This window comes from Paenibacillus sp. FSL R5-0407 (assembly GCF_038009185.1).
GTDB lineage: Bacteria > Bacillota > Bacilli > Paenibacillales > Paenibacillaceae > Fontibacillus > Fontibacillus vini.
Window position 1 is genome coordinate 1,035,032 of the sequence record NZ_JBBPAX010000002.1, and the last position, 14,845, is coordinate 1,049,876.

Here is a 14,845-nt window from a genome sequence, read left to right on the forward strand (position 1 = left end):
ATCAGGGGGCGCCATGGATGTACGGTGTGTTAAGCCGACTGGTCTCCGAGCTCCTCCAGGTCATCGTCTACCGGAAGCGAAAGACTCTTTTTGAGCAGTCCTTTGATAATGTTGGCGGACTTCACCTTGATATCCAAGGCCGGCGAAACCTCAATCCGATAAGCTCCCTCCTGAATCAATGCTTTGAGCTCCTCTACGGTTTCAAAGTTCCGGTCAAAATCATTCAGGACGCAACCGTACTGCATGAACTGGTGCGTGTCGCTTCCGGCGACCACGGTGCGGCCTAGCCGTTTCGCAAACTCCCCGATTTTAGCGTGGTAAGCTTCGAGCCCTTGGGCGTAAACGTCTTTACCGTTCAGATCAAAGGCATCCAGACGCTTCAACAACTCATCGGGCAAATGATGAAGCGGTGTCCCTTCCCGGAACGGATGGGCTCCGATTCTCAAGAACCCGCCCTCTTCACTCCAGTCGAGCAAGGTGCAAAAATCGACGAACCGGCCTTTTTCCGTATGCGGCTCCAGACGGCTTCTAAGCTCAAGCACGTTGTCCCGCTGACCGATGATCAGGATGTGTCCCGTCTCTTTAATGTCGACCTCGATGCCCGGGAACACCTTGATTCCCTCAGCTAAATAATAGCCGTGTTCATAAGGATAATTACGATCCAGCATCTCGTAAATATCCTCATAGCGCAAAGTGTTGAAATGCTCCGTCATCGCGATGGCGTCCAGGCCGTTCCCTTTCGCCTCGGCCATCATCTCCCTGAAATAAGCGGGACTGAATTCACTCTTCTTGGAAAGCTTCACATGGGTGTGCAGATCGATTTTCATAAATGTTCTCCTTTATTTAAAGGTTAAAGTGTGCGGCAAGAACATACAGCGCGGCAACATAGACCGCCGAGACGGCCAAGAACAACGCATCGCGGCGCGTAAATTTCATGTGCGATAACTTGATCCGTTTGACCTCGGGCGATTGGTAGGCATAGGAGAAACCTTTAGTTTCCAACGCTTCCACCGTGGTGCGCGTTCTTTTCGCGATGCTCAGTATTAACGGGTAAAAAGAGAGTACGGCGATTTTCAGAAAATAAACGATACTCCGCAGATATAAAAAACCGTGCCGCTCCGGGGCCTTTCCGCGCAGCCGGAACGACAGGAAAATATGATGGTATTCCTCCAGCAGACTAGGGAGCATCCGATAGCCGTAGGCTATGCCAAATGAAACCTGCTTCGGCACTCCGATGCTAAGCAGACCGTCGCTCAGCTTCTCCGGATCCATGGAACAGAACACGGTAATGCTGGCCAGCGAGATGACGGACAATTTCAGCGTCAGCTTCAGCAGCGGCAGGATCGTTTCCCCGCCTCCCCCAAAGAGCCAGGATACGATCAGCAGATACCCGGCCTGGCTCAGCAGTCCGAGGCACAGTATTCCAATAATAAGCGGACTAACCCGCGACATCATCGTCGTCAGGGCCATAAGGAAGAACAAGCCGAACAATAAAATCACGTCATGGATGAACCACGGGGCAATCCCGAAATACAAATACCAAAGGAACAGGGTCCGCGGGTCCAGCTTGGCGAGAAAAGTATCGCCGTTGCCGTAGGCCGTATTAAGCAATTCAATTTTGACGCCCTCGACCGATACCCGGTCCATAAGCTTACGTACATACTCCATGAGCCAACGCCTCCCTTCTTCCGGCAGCCTTCCAGCGCTGCGCGAATTCATCCACCGTGTAGCAAAGCTGCGGCATTCCAAGAGACCGGCTCAGCTCCAAAATTTGCGGTGCGGTCAAACCGGCCAGCTCCAGCAAATCCGCATCGGCGAACACCGACTCCCGGGTACCGTTTCGGATCATCCGGCCCTGATGCATAACGATGACGCGGTTGGCCCACTCCGCAACGAGCTGCATATCGTGAGTCGCTACGATCACCGTTTCCACGTGGCGGTTCAGTTGCTGAAGCAGCCGCGTAATATCCTTGCGGGTGGCAATATCTAGATTGGCCGTCGGCTCATCCAGCAAAATGACTGAGGGATTCATGGCTACTCCGATCGCCAGCGAGGCGCGCCGCTGCTGTCCGCCGCTCAGCAGACGTCCGTCGCGGTGCTGAAGCTCCGTCAGCCCGAAGCTCTCCAGAATATCATTCACTTTCCGCTCGTAGCCCTGCACGCCGCGAGCCTTCAGGAAGAACTCCACGTCTTTCCGGATCGAGTCTTCAATGAACATCTCCTCAGGATTCTGGTAAATGTAAGTCACCATATCCGCCAGTTGCTCCGGCGGTGTTCGCAGCGTATCTACGCCTTTCACCCGGACATGACCGGCTTCCGGCTTCGTTACCCCGGTGATCAGCTTCAGGAAAGAAGACTTACCGGCTCCATTATTGCCTACGAGGGCAACCAGGTCGCCCGGGTTGAAGGTTACGCTGACATCGTCCAGCACAATCTTCCGTTCCCTCGTAACCGTCCGGTAGGAGAAACGGGCATGCTTGACCTCGATGACCGGTTCAGAACCGTTTAACGAGTTTTCCGGGCTTATCGAATCGCCTAGCCCCATCGTCGAATTGACTATCCCCAGAGAACCAAGGGAATCAACAGCTTTCCCTTTCCCCTCACGCTCCTCGCGATGCTCCCCCTGAATACGGCCAAAATACTGTACAGCTTCCTCCAAGGTAACCGGATACTCCCCAATTCCCTCTCCGGCTCTTCCAGTCCCTTGCACATTACCGGATTCACCCACTTTTGCGGCGGCCTGCGTGACCTGAGGCGGAAAAATATGACTCGCCTCCAGTTGGCGTAGCTCGCGCAGCGCTTCCTTAACCGGCTTCGACCAGAGAACCCGCCCTGCATCCATAAGCACGACCGTCTTGCAATATTCGGCGATAAATTCGGTATGATGCTCGATCACGATAATCGTTTTTCCGTGAAATTCGTTCAAATTCCTCAGCAGATCGTAAATCTTCCCGGCATGGCTTGGGTCTAGCTGAGCCACCGGCTCATCGATAATCAGGATGTCGGGATCCAGCGAGATGGCACCGGCCAAGGCGAGCTGGTGCTTCTGTCCGCCGCTGAGCTGCCAGATGAACTCCTTCGGATCGCACTGCAGATCAACCAGCCGTAGAGCCCGGCGCCCGCGCTCCATGTAGTCCTCGAAGCCATAGTTCAGCGGCGCGAACCCGGCATCGTCCAATACCGTCGGACGGATCAGTTGATTTTCGAAGTCCTGGTACACGTAGCCGACATGGCGTGACAGCTGCGCTACGTTATGCTTCAGCGTATCGAATCCGTTCACTTGAACGCTGCCTTCGTAATCGCCGACATAATAGTGCGGTATCAATCCATTCAGCGTTTTGCACAGCGTGGATTTGCCGCTGCCGTTCCCTCCGATCACGGCGACGAAATCGCCGCGCTTGATCTCCAGGGAAACCCCGTTCAACACCGATTGCTCGGCACCCGGATATGTAAATGTGACCCCTTCCATGACAACGATATTGTTTTCATCACGCATTAAGCCTGACCGCTCCTATCCATTTGCTGTGGTGTTCTTTTGCCTTTGCGGATCAGCAGCAGAATCGTAATCAACGCCACGATGGCCGCGGCTCCGATACTAACCCAGATGAACCACCCGCCGATGCTCTCCAGGAAATCCGCATCCCAGTCGATCAGCGCCATATCCGACTCCGCCAGAAATTCTGCGCCGAAGGCTGCAAAAGCCAGAACTATCGAGACAACGATCAATCGCGGAGCGATGATTTCACCCAGTGAATATTTCATCCGGTTATCGCGTGGTTTCATGCCGAGTAAAGGCTCGATTTTGCCATATAAACGAGGGACCAGATACAAGGTCGGCAACAAAGCGAACAAAATACCGGAGAACAGGACGTCATTCAGAAAAGAAACCCCTTCTACAACCACTACGCTTTGCGCCAAGCCCGGCACGGCTTCGAATTCCTCTACACCCACCCACACCTTGGCAATATCCACCGCGCTGCTTATAAACTGGTGGATGACAACTCCGGTAATCGCGGCAATCCCGACCTGTCTGCGGTTGCGCGGATCGTTGACGAGACTTCCGGCAATGAACATGGCGAGCGAAAATCCGATGAATTTCTCCAGTTCGCCGAGACCCCCGAATTGGCCGAGCATAATCTCTCCAAATATCACTTCACCCAGCGCCGCCCCTACGGCGGCATAAAACGGATGGAACAGGATACATAATGTCAGCGGAATAAACGCGAAGTACTCCACCGAGAATTCCACCGGGCCGAGCCGCAGGGATGGAATCAGCTCCGTAATCATGTTGGACAAGCCGTACAAGGACATAGACAAAATAAACACCATCATTTTTTGCGATTGCGTAAGCACATATCTTTTTTGGGATCGAATCACTTGCATTCCCTCCTTTTATTTGGTTGTTCAAACGCCCTTTCATCAGGCTAATCCCAATATAAAGTCCAATTATTAAATCCGATGCCCGGGTACGTTAAAATAATGTAAATAAAATTACATAAGTCGTATTTATGAAAAAATACACATCAAAAGTCATCTGTTCGCTGCTATTCGGATTGGGCATGAGTCGCTTTTGCCCTTCCTAAATCCGGTATGTTAATCTATTTCTAGCAACGCACCAGACAATGAAAGTGAGGCCGTCTCTCGTGAAACTGGACTGGAACACCGAGGCCCTGTCGCCGGGTCAGTTTAAAATTGCGGACTATATCCAAAAAAACTCGCAAACCGTCCTGTTCTCCACTGAACAGGAAATCGCCGACGCGCTGGGGCTGAGCATTGCTTCGGTCTCGCGGTTTTGGCGTACGGTCGGTTTCAAAAATATTAAAGATTTCAAAACCAAGCTGCGGAGTCAGCTCGACGTGACGCCCGCGGCAAAAATGAAAAATATTATGGACAAAGCGGACGCCAGCCCGCTCCCCCAGCAATTTCTCGCCACCACCATGAGGCATCTCGAAGAAACGCTGACCCATTATTCCGCGGATTCCTTCGAAGCCGCCGTCACGGCTCTGACTTCGGCAAAGCGCATCTACATCTATGGTCCGGGCCCTTCTGCCGGACTCACGGAATTGCTTCATTACAGGCTTGGCCGATTCGGCCTGTCCATCCATCGGCTGGACCGCGGCGGAAGCGAGATGTTCGAAGATCTTCTACATCTGGGCGAAGAAGATCTCGTAGTTCTGTTCGGGTTCGTCCGGTTGCTGCCGGAAGCGAAGGTGATCGTCGATCATGCCAAAGAGACCGGCTACCGGACTTTGCTCATCACGGACCGGCTTGTTGCCGACTTTTCCGATCAATGCGATATCACGCTGTTTGCCAGCCGGGGAGAAACGTGGGAATTTCACTCTATGATCGCCCCTACGTTTATAGTAGAAAATTTGATCGTCGCGGTAGGAATGCGAAATCAGGACGATCATCTCCGCAAATTGAACGAGTTGAATCAACTACGAAAAAAATACGCCCATGAGCTCCCTAGATGATCAAAATATAAACCTGCTTTTCGTAATTTGGAGTCAAAATTTTTTTAATATTTTTTTCATCCCCGCTGGCCCGCACCGCGGTTGCTTTCAGAGGAATTTTCATTATTTTCAATCGTCAAATTCGAGCTAGGCCCATTTACAAACACAACATATTGGGGTAAATTAATATCACTACAACAAAATATAGTGTGAACGGGTGGTCCGGCGCCCAAGACGCCGGGTCTTAAAAGGGAAGGCGGTGCAAATCCGCTGCGGTCCCGCCACTGTAATCGGAACGCCTGGGAAACCGTCGTGATCCTCCCAAGGCAATTCGCCCGACATGATGCCACTGAGGGAATTTATCTCTCCCCCGGGAAGGCGTCGGCGCATCACCGAAAGTCAGGAGACCTGCCCGTTTGGAAGACACCGCGCTAACCTGCGAGGAACAGGGAGGTGTCCGATGCAGCTCATGCATAGCTTTGTTTTAACTTCTTTTGTTACGCCTTCCTATAGCTATCATTCTGGAGACATTCGGGCATTTTCAACCTTGCCGGGTTGGGAATGCTTTTTATATGCGAGTATTACCCAGTTATCAGGGAGGAGAACTAAGATGTCGTTGTTGAATGTAATCGATACGGAAGTAAACCGGGAGCAAATGATGGAGGAAGTTATCCGTCTTGGCGAAGAAATCGTCGAGAGTTCAAATTTGGAGATCCTGCGCGAAAACGCCAACTTAAACGGTGAAAGCTTCTCCGGCAAAATGAGCAAATTCGGCAGCGAGTACTCGAAATGGTATGCAAATCATTTTGTTATGCCGCCGCGGATCGTTCAAGCGATCAAGGACAATGTAGTCTATGTGCATGACCTCGATCAATACGCGATCGGCACGACCAACTGCATTTTCATTCCGTTTGCCAAGCTGCTGCGCGAAGGCTTCAACACCGGCAATGGCAGCGTCCGGCCGCCGAACTCGATCATGACCGCGATGGCGCTCGTAGCGATTATTTTTCAATCCCAGCAAAACTCCCAATACGGCGGCGTATCGGCCAACATGATTGACCACGACCTGGCTCCTTACGTAGCGAAATCCTTCGCCAAATACTTCCGCAAAGGACTGGAGTATTTTGAGGAAGGTGACAGCGAGGCCGACTTTGGCGGCGAAATCAATATGAGCCGGAGCGACCTTCAAGAGCAATATCCGAAATCTTTTAAATATGCGTTAAAAGAAACCGAAAGCGAAACGCTGCAAGGCGCGGAGAGTCTGATTCATAATCTGAATACGATGTCCAGCCGCGCGGGGGGACAAATCCCATTCACCAGCATCAACTACGGCACCTGCACGTCTCCGGAAGGCCAGCTCGTCATCAGCTCTCTGTTGACGGCAACGATGCGTGGACTCGGCAGCGGAGAAACACCGATTTTCCCGATTCAGATTTTCAAATGCAAACAAGGCGTCAACCAAAATCCGGGAGAGCCGAACTATCATCTCTTTCTGAAGTCGGCGGAATGCTCAGCCAAGCGGCTGTATCCGAACTTCGCCAACCTGGACGCCCCGTTGAATCTCATGCACTACGATCCGGCCGATCCGGATACCGAATTCGCTACGATGGGCTGCCGCACGCGGGTGTTGAGCGACCGATTCGGACGCAACCACCTGTCCGGTAAGGGCAACCTTTCCTTTAATACGTTGAATCTGGTCAAGCTCGGATTGGAGCATGGGATCGCGTTGGGACGAAGAAACGTTGCGGATGAGCGCGGCTTCTATCATGAGCTCGACCATTACCTCGACATCGCGCTGGAAGGCCTGCTTCACCGTTACCAAATCCAGGCCGCGCAAAAAGCGAAGGCTTCCGATTTCATGATGCGCGAGGGCGTTTGGGAAGGCGGCGACAAGCTGGACCCCGAGGATAACGTCGGCGAATTGATCAAACACGGCTCCCTGTCCATCGGATTCATCGGGCTGGCGGAATGCATGAAGGCGATGTACGGCAAGCATCATGGCGAAGACGAACAGGTCTACCAAAAGGCTTACGATCTGATCGCCTACATGCGCGACTACTGCGACAGACAAGGCGATCTCCACAATCTGAACATTACGTTGTTCGCCACGCCGGCGGAAGGGCTGTCCGGCAAATTCACCAAGCGTGACCAGGCCTTCTACGGCACCGTGCCGGGTGTCGTCGACCGGGAGTATTACACGAACTCTTTCCATATTCCCGTGTACTACAAAATTAGTGCCGCGAAAAAGATTCAGCTGGAGGCCGCGTTCCACGGACTGTGCAATGCAGGAGCCATCTCTTATATCGAATTGAACGGAAACGCCCGCAGCAATCCTGCGGCATTCCTGCAAATCGTTCGATATGCCTTGTCGCAGCAGGTTAGCTACTTCAGCATCAACCATCCGATCGACCGCTGCTCCGCGTGCGGGTTTGAGGGCATCATCGGGGCCACCTGCCCTTCCTGCAGCAGTCACGAAAAGGATGTTTACATCCGCCGGCTGCGCCGCGTGACCGGGTATCTGACCGGCGACTATCAGACGCGCTTCAATGCCGCGAAACAGGCCGAAGTCCGCGACCGGGTGAAACACGACGCATGAACATATGCGGCTACTACCCGGAATCCATCAATGAAGGCGAAGGACTTCGCGCCGCCATCTTCATCAGCGGCTGCCGGCATTACTGCAAAGGCTGCTTCAGCGCAGCCACCTGGAATTTCAATTACGGCGAGCTATTGACGCCGGAGCGCGAACTGGAAATCATCACCGACATCAAAAACAACCCCTTGCTCAGCGGGGTCACGATTTTGGGCGGGGATCCGTTCTTCTCCGCCGCCGAGGTCAGCGCCTTTGTCGATCGCTTGCGCCTCGAAGCCGGTCGGTCCTTACCGATCTGGATTTACAGCGGGTATACGTACGAAGAATTGACCGAGCACCGAGATTCGCCGGAATTTCAATTACTCAGACGCTGCCAAGTGCTGGTAGACGGGCGGTTCGTTGAAGAATTGCGGGATCCCTCCCTGCTCTACAGGGGTAGCTCCAACCAGCGTCTTATCGATATTGAGGCTAGCTTGGCGCAAGGTCAGCCTGCCCTCTGGGAGCCAACTTTCTCTTTCTAGCTGTCTGACTTTCTAGTATAATTGATAATCTGTGATGCTTTTTATAGACAACATCCTACAAAAAGCGTCACAGGTACTCAGCAGCTTGATTTATTTAGGCTGCGGGGGCCCCGGGAATATAATCATTTGCATATATAATCATCATTCGCGTCTTTCCGGACGCCCTTTTATCCTCAATTATTCTCAATTTGAGAATTAAAAGATTAATAGATTTAACCGGATTGCATCCGGTCCATTATCTCATGCCAGGAAAGCGAGGAATTTTATTCATGCCACTACTCGTCTCTAAACCCAACAACCGTCAACTCGCGTTCGATAACGAACGTCTCGGTGTTTATGCCGATCGCATTCTGGACGGATTACATACCCTGGACAAGGAGCGGCTGCTGCGCGGCGTCAACGCCAAGCTCAGACGCGACGAAGTAACCGGTGAGGAAATCAGCAGTGCGTTCACCATGTCCGCCTTGGAACTGGTCACCAAAGAAGAGCCCGACTGGAAATACGCGGCGGCCCGCTCGCTGCTTACCTCCCTTTACAAAAAAGCGGCCGTCAACCGCCGCTACAAAGCTTACCCGGAAGAGCCTTACGGGTCGTTCTACCATCTGATCACCGATTTGTGCAAAATCGGCATCTACCGCGAGGAATTGCTGGATTGCTACACCAAGGAGCAAATCGAGGAATTGGGCCACACGATCGACGCTTCCCGCGATCTGCTGTTTGACTACATCGGGCTGCTGACTCTGACCGAGCGCTACCTGGCTACCGATTTTGAAGGCCGGACGATGGAATTGCCGCAAGAGCGTTATATGGTCATCGCCATGTACCTCATGCACCGTGAGCCAGCCGAGACCCGTCTTGAGCTCGTTAAAGAAGCTTACTGGGCGATGAGCAACATTTATATGACGGCCGCGACGCCAACGATGTCCAATGCGGGCAAAAAAGTCGCCGGTCAGCTCTCCAGCTGCTTCATCGATACGGTTGACGATTCGCTGGAAGGCATCTTCGATTCCAACACCGACGTGGCCCGGCTCAGCAAAATGGGCGGCGGGATCGGCGTCTACCTCGGCAAAGTGCGCGCCCGCGGCTCCGACATCCGCGGTCACAAGAACACCAGCTCCGGCGTCATCCCTTGGATTCGCCAGCTGAACAACACGGCCGTCAGCGTCGACCAGCTCGGCACGCGTAAAGGCGCGATCGCCGTTTACCTGGACGTCTTCCATAAAGACATCCTCGCCTTCCTCGACCTCAAGCTGAACAACGGCGACGAGCGGATGCGCGCGCATGACGTGTTCCACGGCGTCTGCCTGCCGGACCTGTTCATGGAAGCTGTTGAAGCGCGCGGCGAATGGAACCTGTTCTGCCCGCACGAAGTGAAGAAGACGATGGGCTGGAAAGATGACAACGGCCGTCCGCTCGGCCTGGAGGATTTTTACGATAACGAATTCGGTAAAGGACAGTTCCGCGAGAAATACGAGGAAGCGGTCAATCACCCGACCTTGTCCCGAATCACGATGCCGGCGATCGATATCATGAAACGGATCATGAAATCGCAGTTGGAAACAGGAACGCCGTACATGTTCTACCGCGATACGGTCAACCGCGCCAACCCGAACCGGGCGCACGGCATGATCTACTCGTCCAACCTGTGCACGGAAATTATGCAGAACCAGTCGCCGACCGTAGTCGAACAAGAAGAACTCGTGACGAAGGACGGGCAAACCCGGATCGTTGTTTCGAAAATCCCTGGCGATTTCGTAGTCTGCAACCTGAACTCGATCCATCTGGCCCGTGCGGTTCCGGCCGGCGTACTCGACCGTCTTGTGCCGATCCAGACTCGGATGCTGGACAACGTCATCGACATTAACAATATCGAAGTGTTGCAAGCTCAGTATACGAACAGCCAGTACCGGGCCATCGGCCTCGGCACGTTCGGACTGCATCACCTGCTCGCGCTCGAAGGCATCCGCTGGGAATCCGACGAAGCCGTAGCTTATAACGATGCGCTTTACGAGAAAATCAACTACCTGCTGGTTAAATCCAGCATGGAGCTGGCCATCGAAAAAGGCCGCTATCCGAAATTCGCCGGTTCCGACTGGGAAAACGGACATTACTTCACCTATCGCGGATACACGGACGGCTCCCGCGAGGGCAAATTCGTAACGACGGAGCAATGGAAAGAGCTTGCCGAGCAAGTCAGCAAGAACGGCGTCCGCAACGCCTGGATGTTCGCGATCGCGCCGAACGGCTCGACTTCGATCATCGCCGGTTCTACCGCAAGTATCGATCCGCTCTATGAGCTGCTCTCTTATGAAGAGAAAACGACGTACAAGATCGCTAACCCGGCACCGGATCTGTCCGAGAAAACGATCTGGTACTACAAGACGGCGTTCCTGGTCGACCAGCACGCGTCCATCAACATGGCGTCCGCTCGCCAACGCCACGTAGACCAAGCGCAAAGCTTCAACTTCTACGTGCGCCCGGATATCAAGGCGAGCGAGTTCCTGGAACTCCATCTGCATGCCTGGAAGGCCGGTCTGAAATCGACCTACTATGTGCGCAGCCGGGCCTTGACCATTGAAGAGTGCGAGTCCTGCGCTTCATAAGCTGAGCGAGACAGGCTTGAGCCGGCTTAGGCCGGGCTCGAGCGGAGCTTGGGTCAGGTTTGAGCCGGGCTTGGTTGGAAAAAATACAACGAGATTGCCTGGATGACTCCATTCCAAGCCTTTGATTGGATAAAATCCAATGAGGCGGCCTCATAAACGCTGTTATAGCTGAAAAAATGAGAAATGATTGGATTATATCCAACCATGCTTGGGAATTAGCTCATTTTAACGATAATGATTGGAAATATTCCAATGAGAATAGCATTTCCATTCCATCCGTAAACTCAGAAATGAAAAGGGGCCGACATGGCCCCTTATAATCAAGGAGATGAAATCCATGCAACTGCAAACGATTTTTAATACGGAGGCACCGAACAAATCGACCCGGATCATCGGTGGCGAGTGCTCGGGGATTCTGAACTGGAACGACATCCGCATGCCGCACATGTATAAGCTGTACAAAGTGCTGCTTCTCAATCACTGGATTGCCGATGAAATTCCGATGAATAAAGATGCCCAGCAGTTCGCCCAGCTTGATGCCGAAGAACAGCGCACGTTTAAAATCAACATCTCGCTGCTCGCGGTGCTCGATTCGATGCAGACGATGTTCGTCGGCGACGTGAAGCGGTATTTTACCGACTCCTCGCTGGAGGCCATTTCGGCCATTATCGGGCAGCAGGAAGTCGTGCATAACCAATCCTATTCCTATGTTCTCTCCTCCATCGTTTCCGACCAGGAGCAAAAGGAGATTTTCGAATACTGGAAGCATGACCCGGTTCTGCTGGAACGCAACAAGTTCATTTCCGACATCTATCAAAACTTCCGTAACGAAGCTACTCCGCAAACCTTTTTCGAGGCGCTGGTGGCGGATCTTATCCTGGAAGGCATTTTCTTCTACAGTACCTTCGCCTTCTTCTACAACCTCGCCCGCGACCAAAAAATGATGGGTACGAGCCAAATGATCTCTTACATTCAGCGTGACGAGAACCAGCACTGCTACTTCTTCGCCGAAGTGTTCAAGCAATTGCTGATCGACTATCCGGAGCTGAACACTAAAGAGAACATCGACTATTTGTACAGAACGATCGACCGGGCTGTAGAATTGGAGACAAATTGGGCTTACTATACGCTTAAAGAAGTCCGCGGCATCGACCTGAACGAACTGTCCGACTACATCAAATACATCGCCAACAAACGCCTCACCCTGATGGGTATGGAAAAAGCCTATCAAGGCGTTGACGTCAACTGCATGCCTTGGATCAAGCCGTTCTCCGACGAAGCGCTCAATGCGACGAAGACTGACTTCTTCGAAGCCAAGTCCCGCAACTACGGCAAAGTCGGCGACGACAACGGATTCGACGATCTGTAAAAAAAGATTTGTAAAAAAGATCTATAATAAAGAGGCCTTGCCCATCGGCAAGGTCTCTTTTTCATCCATCCATGATGGCTAACGGACATAGGAGCCGTTATTCGGCCCATTTTCCGCCATTTCGGATTCTAACGGTCACAGCGGCGCTTATCCGGCATAGAAACCAGCCATTTATATCGTTTCCGGCTGGATAAGGTCCATGGTGTCCGTTACATTTGGAAATGGCGTATTTTCGCCTAGATAACGGCGCTGGTGTCCGTTACGACGTTACGACAGCTTTTCATGCTCCATGAAGAGTTATCCTTTTCTTCTGACCGGGATCCAGACCTCGCTCTTGGAATCCACTTGCCGTTTGTCCAGCCAATAATATTTTTCGATGCACGGTCCTTCTACCTGCTCAAAATTAGCTGACGGGAACCATTCGGCATAAATGCGACGCCATACTTCCTGAATTCCTATTCCGATTTCGATATCTTCGGTAATCGCCTCGTACCCCTCAAATACAGCATACGTTTGCTGCGGCGGAAGCTCCAATACAGTCAGATCGGAAGGAGCTTCGCGGTCACCGGGCAACTCACAGCCCATCATATAACGTTTGCTTCCGTCCTCGGCGAAATCATAATGGTAGCCAAAAAGCAGCGAACCCGCTTCCCTGCCGGCAGCCTCATTGATCGCGTCATGCGTGCCGTCCTTCCAGATTTGCTCCACAAACCTCGGTACCTCGTCATTAGGATCGCTTTGGACGATAACCTCCTTGCCGATGACGGTATAACCCTTTTCCTCCACAATGCGATAGTTCATTTCCGTTACCCCTCTAATTTGAATTTGAAAAGAGAGCGGCGGAAACGACTTCAGCTTCACGTCTTTCTTTCGGGCCGTGGACGGCGATACGCCATCTAACCGGATAAATGCCTTGGTAAACGCCTCCGGGCTGTCATAACCATACTTCAACGCGGTATCGATCACTTTACAGTAACCTCCGGCCAACTCCTCCGCAGCCAGCGTCAGCCGCCGGTTCCGGATGTACTCGGTTACGGTAAAGCCCGTCAGGGCATGAAACATGCGCTGAAAGTGAAATTTCGAAGACAACGCCGCCTTAGCCACATCGTCGATCACGATTTCCGTTTGCAAATGCGTCTCGATATAATCGATGGCGTCACGCAGCAACCTCAGCGTTTCCATTCGCCTCATCTCCTTTCAAACCCAGTGTACCGGGGAATAAACAATCCTACCTGTCCGTTAATGCGCCATGTTGTCCGAAACCAACGGCATCGCGATCCCGGCGCGCGGTGCTTGGTCACACGGTTCAAAATTGTGTACTGTGCTCTCTCCTATCTAGCGGTCCCCAGAACTGCCTAACTCCTGTTGCAAAAATGAATAGACTTTGGCGGCCGCCAGGGTCAAAGGTGCTTCCGGCCCCCTGCTTAATAGGCCGAGGCTCATATCGATCGGCATCTCCATTTGTCGGGCTACGGTTCCGGCAGGTATCGGATTTAGCCCGATTTCCGGGACGAGCGCGATGCCGAGACCGGCTTCAACATAATGTTGAAGCGCCGTCATACCGCCGATTTCCATCGTATCCAGCGGAGTAGCTCCCGCTTCCTTAAGCACCATCTCCAGCTTTCTGCGGTACGGGCAAGTGGCCGATGTGATAAGCAAGCGATGCCCCTGAAAATCGGCCGGAGCCAAGGTTGACCGGTTGGTCAGAACATGGTTCTCGGGCAGAAGGACAACGAACTTTTCGTGAAACAGCGGCTCGAAATATAGACCGTTTGTCAGATCCGGGGCCGAACAAAGGGCGAATTCCAATTCCCCTTTACGAATCTGCTCGCTCATATTCAGACTGCTGCCAATATCAACGGACAGCTTTATTTTCGGATAGATGGCTTGGAATCGGCCTAACAATCTGGGCAAACGGTAGCTGGCCGTCGGCTCTGTCACGCCGAGGCGGACATGCCCCGCTTCTCCCGACTGAATATCCGCCAGATTACTTTGCAATTGCTCCAGCCTGTTCATGATTTGCAGGCTCTGCTCGTAAAACAGTCGCCCCGCCTCCGTTAGCACGATGGTTTTGCCTCGTTCGAGCAGTTCCACGCCCAGTTCGGATTCAAGCCTCTGCATCTGCATCGTTACCGTAGATTGCGCATAATTCATTTCTTCGGCGGCCCGTATAAAGCTTCCGTATTTTACGATCAAGTGAAATGTCTTCAGATTTTTCATATCCATGGTTTGCTCACCGAATTTCCAATTCAATATTTTTGAACTTTCCAATCATTTAATTCAATGATACAAATAACTGAAGCGGA

The 14,845-nt window shown here is 52.5% G+C and carries 11 protein-coding genes and 1 riboswitch; of the genes, 5 read left to right on the plus strand and 6 right to left on the minus strand.

Annotation, left to right across the window (positions count from 1 at the left end):
• Positions 1-29: 29 nt before the first annotated feature.
• From NYE70_RS23820 to NYE70_RS23835, 4 genes are read right to left on the minus strand one after another with little or no spacing between them, the layout of a single operon-like run.
• A complete protein-coding gene (locus NYE70_RS23820; RefSeq protein WP_290407645.1) occupies positions 30-827 on the minus strand; it encodes a PHP domain-containing protein in 798 nt (265 codons plus the stop codon).
• Positions 828-843: 16 nt separating this feature from the next.
• On the minus strand, positions 844-1,668 hold the full coding sequence (locus tag NYE70_RS23825; protein ID WP_290407644.1) for an energy-coupling factor transporter transmembrane component T family protein: 825 nt from the start codon (positions 1,666-1,668) through the stop codon (positions 844-846).
• Positions 1,652-3,496 carry an ABC transporter ATP-binding protein gene (locus NYE70_RS23830; RefSeq protein ID WP_341048599.1) on the minus strand — a complete coding sequence of 615 codons (1,845 nt, stop codon included), beginning with the start codon at positions 3,494-3,496 and terminating at the stop codon, positions 1,652-1,654. Before NYE70_RS23830 ends, NYE70_RS23825 begins: the two co-directional genes overlap by 17 nt.
• On the minus strand, positions 3,496-4,383 hold the full coding sequence (locus NYE70_RS23835; protein WP_341048600.1) for a cell division protein FtsQ: 888 nt from the start codon (positions 4,381-4,383) through the stop codon (positions 3,496-3,498). The genes NYE70_RS23830 and NYE70_RS23835 overlap by 1 nt, the downstream gene beginning before the upstream one ends.
• Positions 4,384-4,643: 260 nt before the next feature.
• Here NYE70_RS23835 and NYE70_RS23840 point away from each other — a divergent pair, with 260 nt between their 5' ends.
• The 5 genes from NYE70_RS23840 to NYE70_RS23860 all read left to right on the plus strand — a co-directional run bounded on the left by NYE70_RS23840 (position 4,644) and on the right by NYE70_RS23860 (position 12,539).
• Entirely contained in the window at positions 4,644-5,474 is an 831-nt protein-coding gene (locus NYE70_RS23840; protein WP_211023895.1) for a MurR/RpiR family transcriptional regulator, read from the plus strand.
• 177 nt (positions 5,475-5,651) lie between these two features.
• Positions 5,652-5,883: riboswitch (cobalamin riboswitch) on the plus strand.
• A gap of 225 nt (positions 5,884-6,108) precedes the next feature.
• On the plus strand, positions 6,109-8,049 hold the full coding sequence (locus tag NYE70_RS23845) for an anaerobic ribonucleoside triphosphate reductase (protein WP_445323891.1): 1,941 nt from the start codon (positions 6,109-6,111) through the stop codon (positions 8,047-8,049).
• Complete coding sequence (nrdG, locus tag NYE70_RS23850; RefSeq protein WP_341048602.1) at positions 8,046-8,567, plus strand: anaerobic ribonucleoside-triphosphate reductase activating protein; 522 nt, start codon at positions 8,046-8,048, stop codon at positions 8,565-8,567. The genes NYE70_RS23845 and nrdG overlap by 4 nt, the downstream gene beginning before the upstream one ends.
• A 269-nt stretch (positions 8,568-8,836) precedes the next feature.
• Positions 8,837-11,170 (plus strand): ribonucleoside-diphosphate reductase subunit alpha, encoded by a 2,334-nt coding sequence (locus NYE70_RS23855; protein WP_341048603.1) that lies wholly within the window; start codon positions 8,837-8,839, stop codon positions 11,168-11,170.
• Between the two features lie 337 nt (positions 11,171-11,507).
• Positions 11,508-12,539, plus strand: a complete 1,032-nt coding sequence (locus NYE70_RS23860) for a ribonucleotide-diphosphate reductase subunit beta (protein WP_211023903.1) — start codon at positions 11,508-11,510, stop codon at positions 12,537-12,539.
• A 297-nt stretch (positions 12,540-12,836) separates the two neighbouring features.
• Here NYE70_RS23860 and NYE70_RS23865 read toward each other — a convergent pair whose 3' ends face one another.
• Together NYE70_RS23865 and NYE70_RS23870 are read right to left on the minus strand one after the other, a co-directional pair.
• Positions 12,837-13,721, minus strand: coding sequence for an AraC family transcriptional regulator (locus tag NYE70_RS23865; RefSeq protein ID WP_341048604.1), 885 nt, complete (start codon positions 13,719-13,721; stop codon positions 12,837-12,839).
• A 153-nt stretch (positions 13,722-13,874) separates the two neighbouring features.
• Positions 13,875-14,765, minus strand: a complete 891-nt coding sequence (locus tag NYE70_RS23870) for a LysR family transcriptional regulator (protein ID WP_341048605.1) — start codon at positions 14,763-14,765, stop codon at positions 13,875-13,877.
• Between the last annotated feature and the right edge of the window lie 80 nt (positions 14,766-14,845).

Bases quoted from the DNA above. Each gene is read 5' to 3' on its own strand.
- NYE70_RS23820 (WP_290407645.1), bottom strand. From the start codon at position 827: ATGAAAATCGATCTGCACACCCATGTGAAGCTTTCCAAGAAGAGTGAA.
- NYE70_RS23825 (WP_290407644.1), bottom strand. From the start codon at position 1,668: ATGGAGTATGTACGTAAGCTTATGGACCGGGTATCGGTCGAGGGCGTC.
- NYE70_RS23830 (WP_341048599.1), bottom strand. From the start codon at position 3,496: ATGCGTGATGAAAACAATATCGTTGTCATGGAAGGGGTCACATTTACA.
- NYE70_RS23835 (WP_341048600.1), bottom strand. From the start codon at position 4,383: ATGCAAGTGATTCGATCCCAAAAAAGATATGTGCTTACGCAATCGCAA.
- NYE70_RS23845 (WP_445323891.1), top strand. From the start codon at position 6,109: ATGATGGAGGAAGTTATCCGTCTTGGCGAAGAAATCGTCGAGAGTTCA.
- nrdG (WP_341048602.1), top strand. From the start codon at position 8,046: ATGAACATATGCGGCTACTACCCGGAATCCATCAATGAAGGCGAAGGA.
- NYE70_RS23855 (WP_341048603.1), top strand. From the start codon at position 8,837: ATGCCACTACTCGTCTCTAAACCCAACAACCGTCAACTCGCGTTCGAT.
- NYE70_RS23860 (WP_211023903.1), top strand. From the start codon at position 11,508: ATGCAACTGCAAACGATTTTTAATACGGAGGCACCGAACAAATCGACC.
- NYE70_RS23865 (WP_341048604.1), bottom strand. From the start codon at position 13,721: ATGGAAACGCTGAGGTTGCTGCGTGACGCCATCGATTATATCGAGACG.
- NYE70_RS23870 (WP_341048605.1), bottom strand. From the start codon at position 14,765: ATGGATATGAAAAATCTGAAGACATTTCACTTGATCGTAAAATACGGA.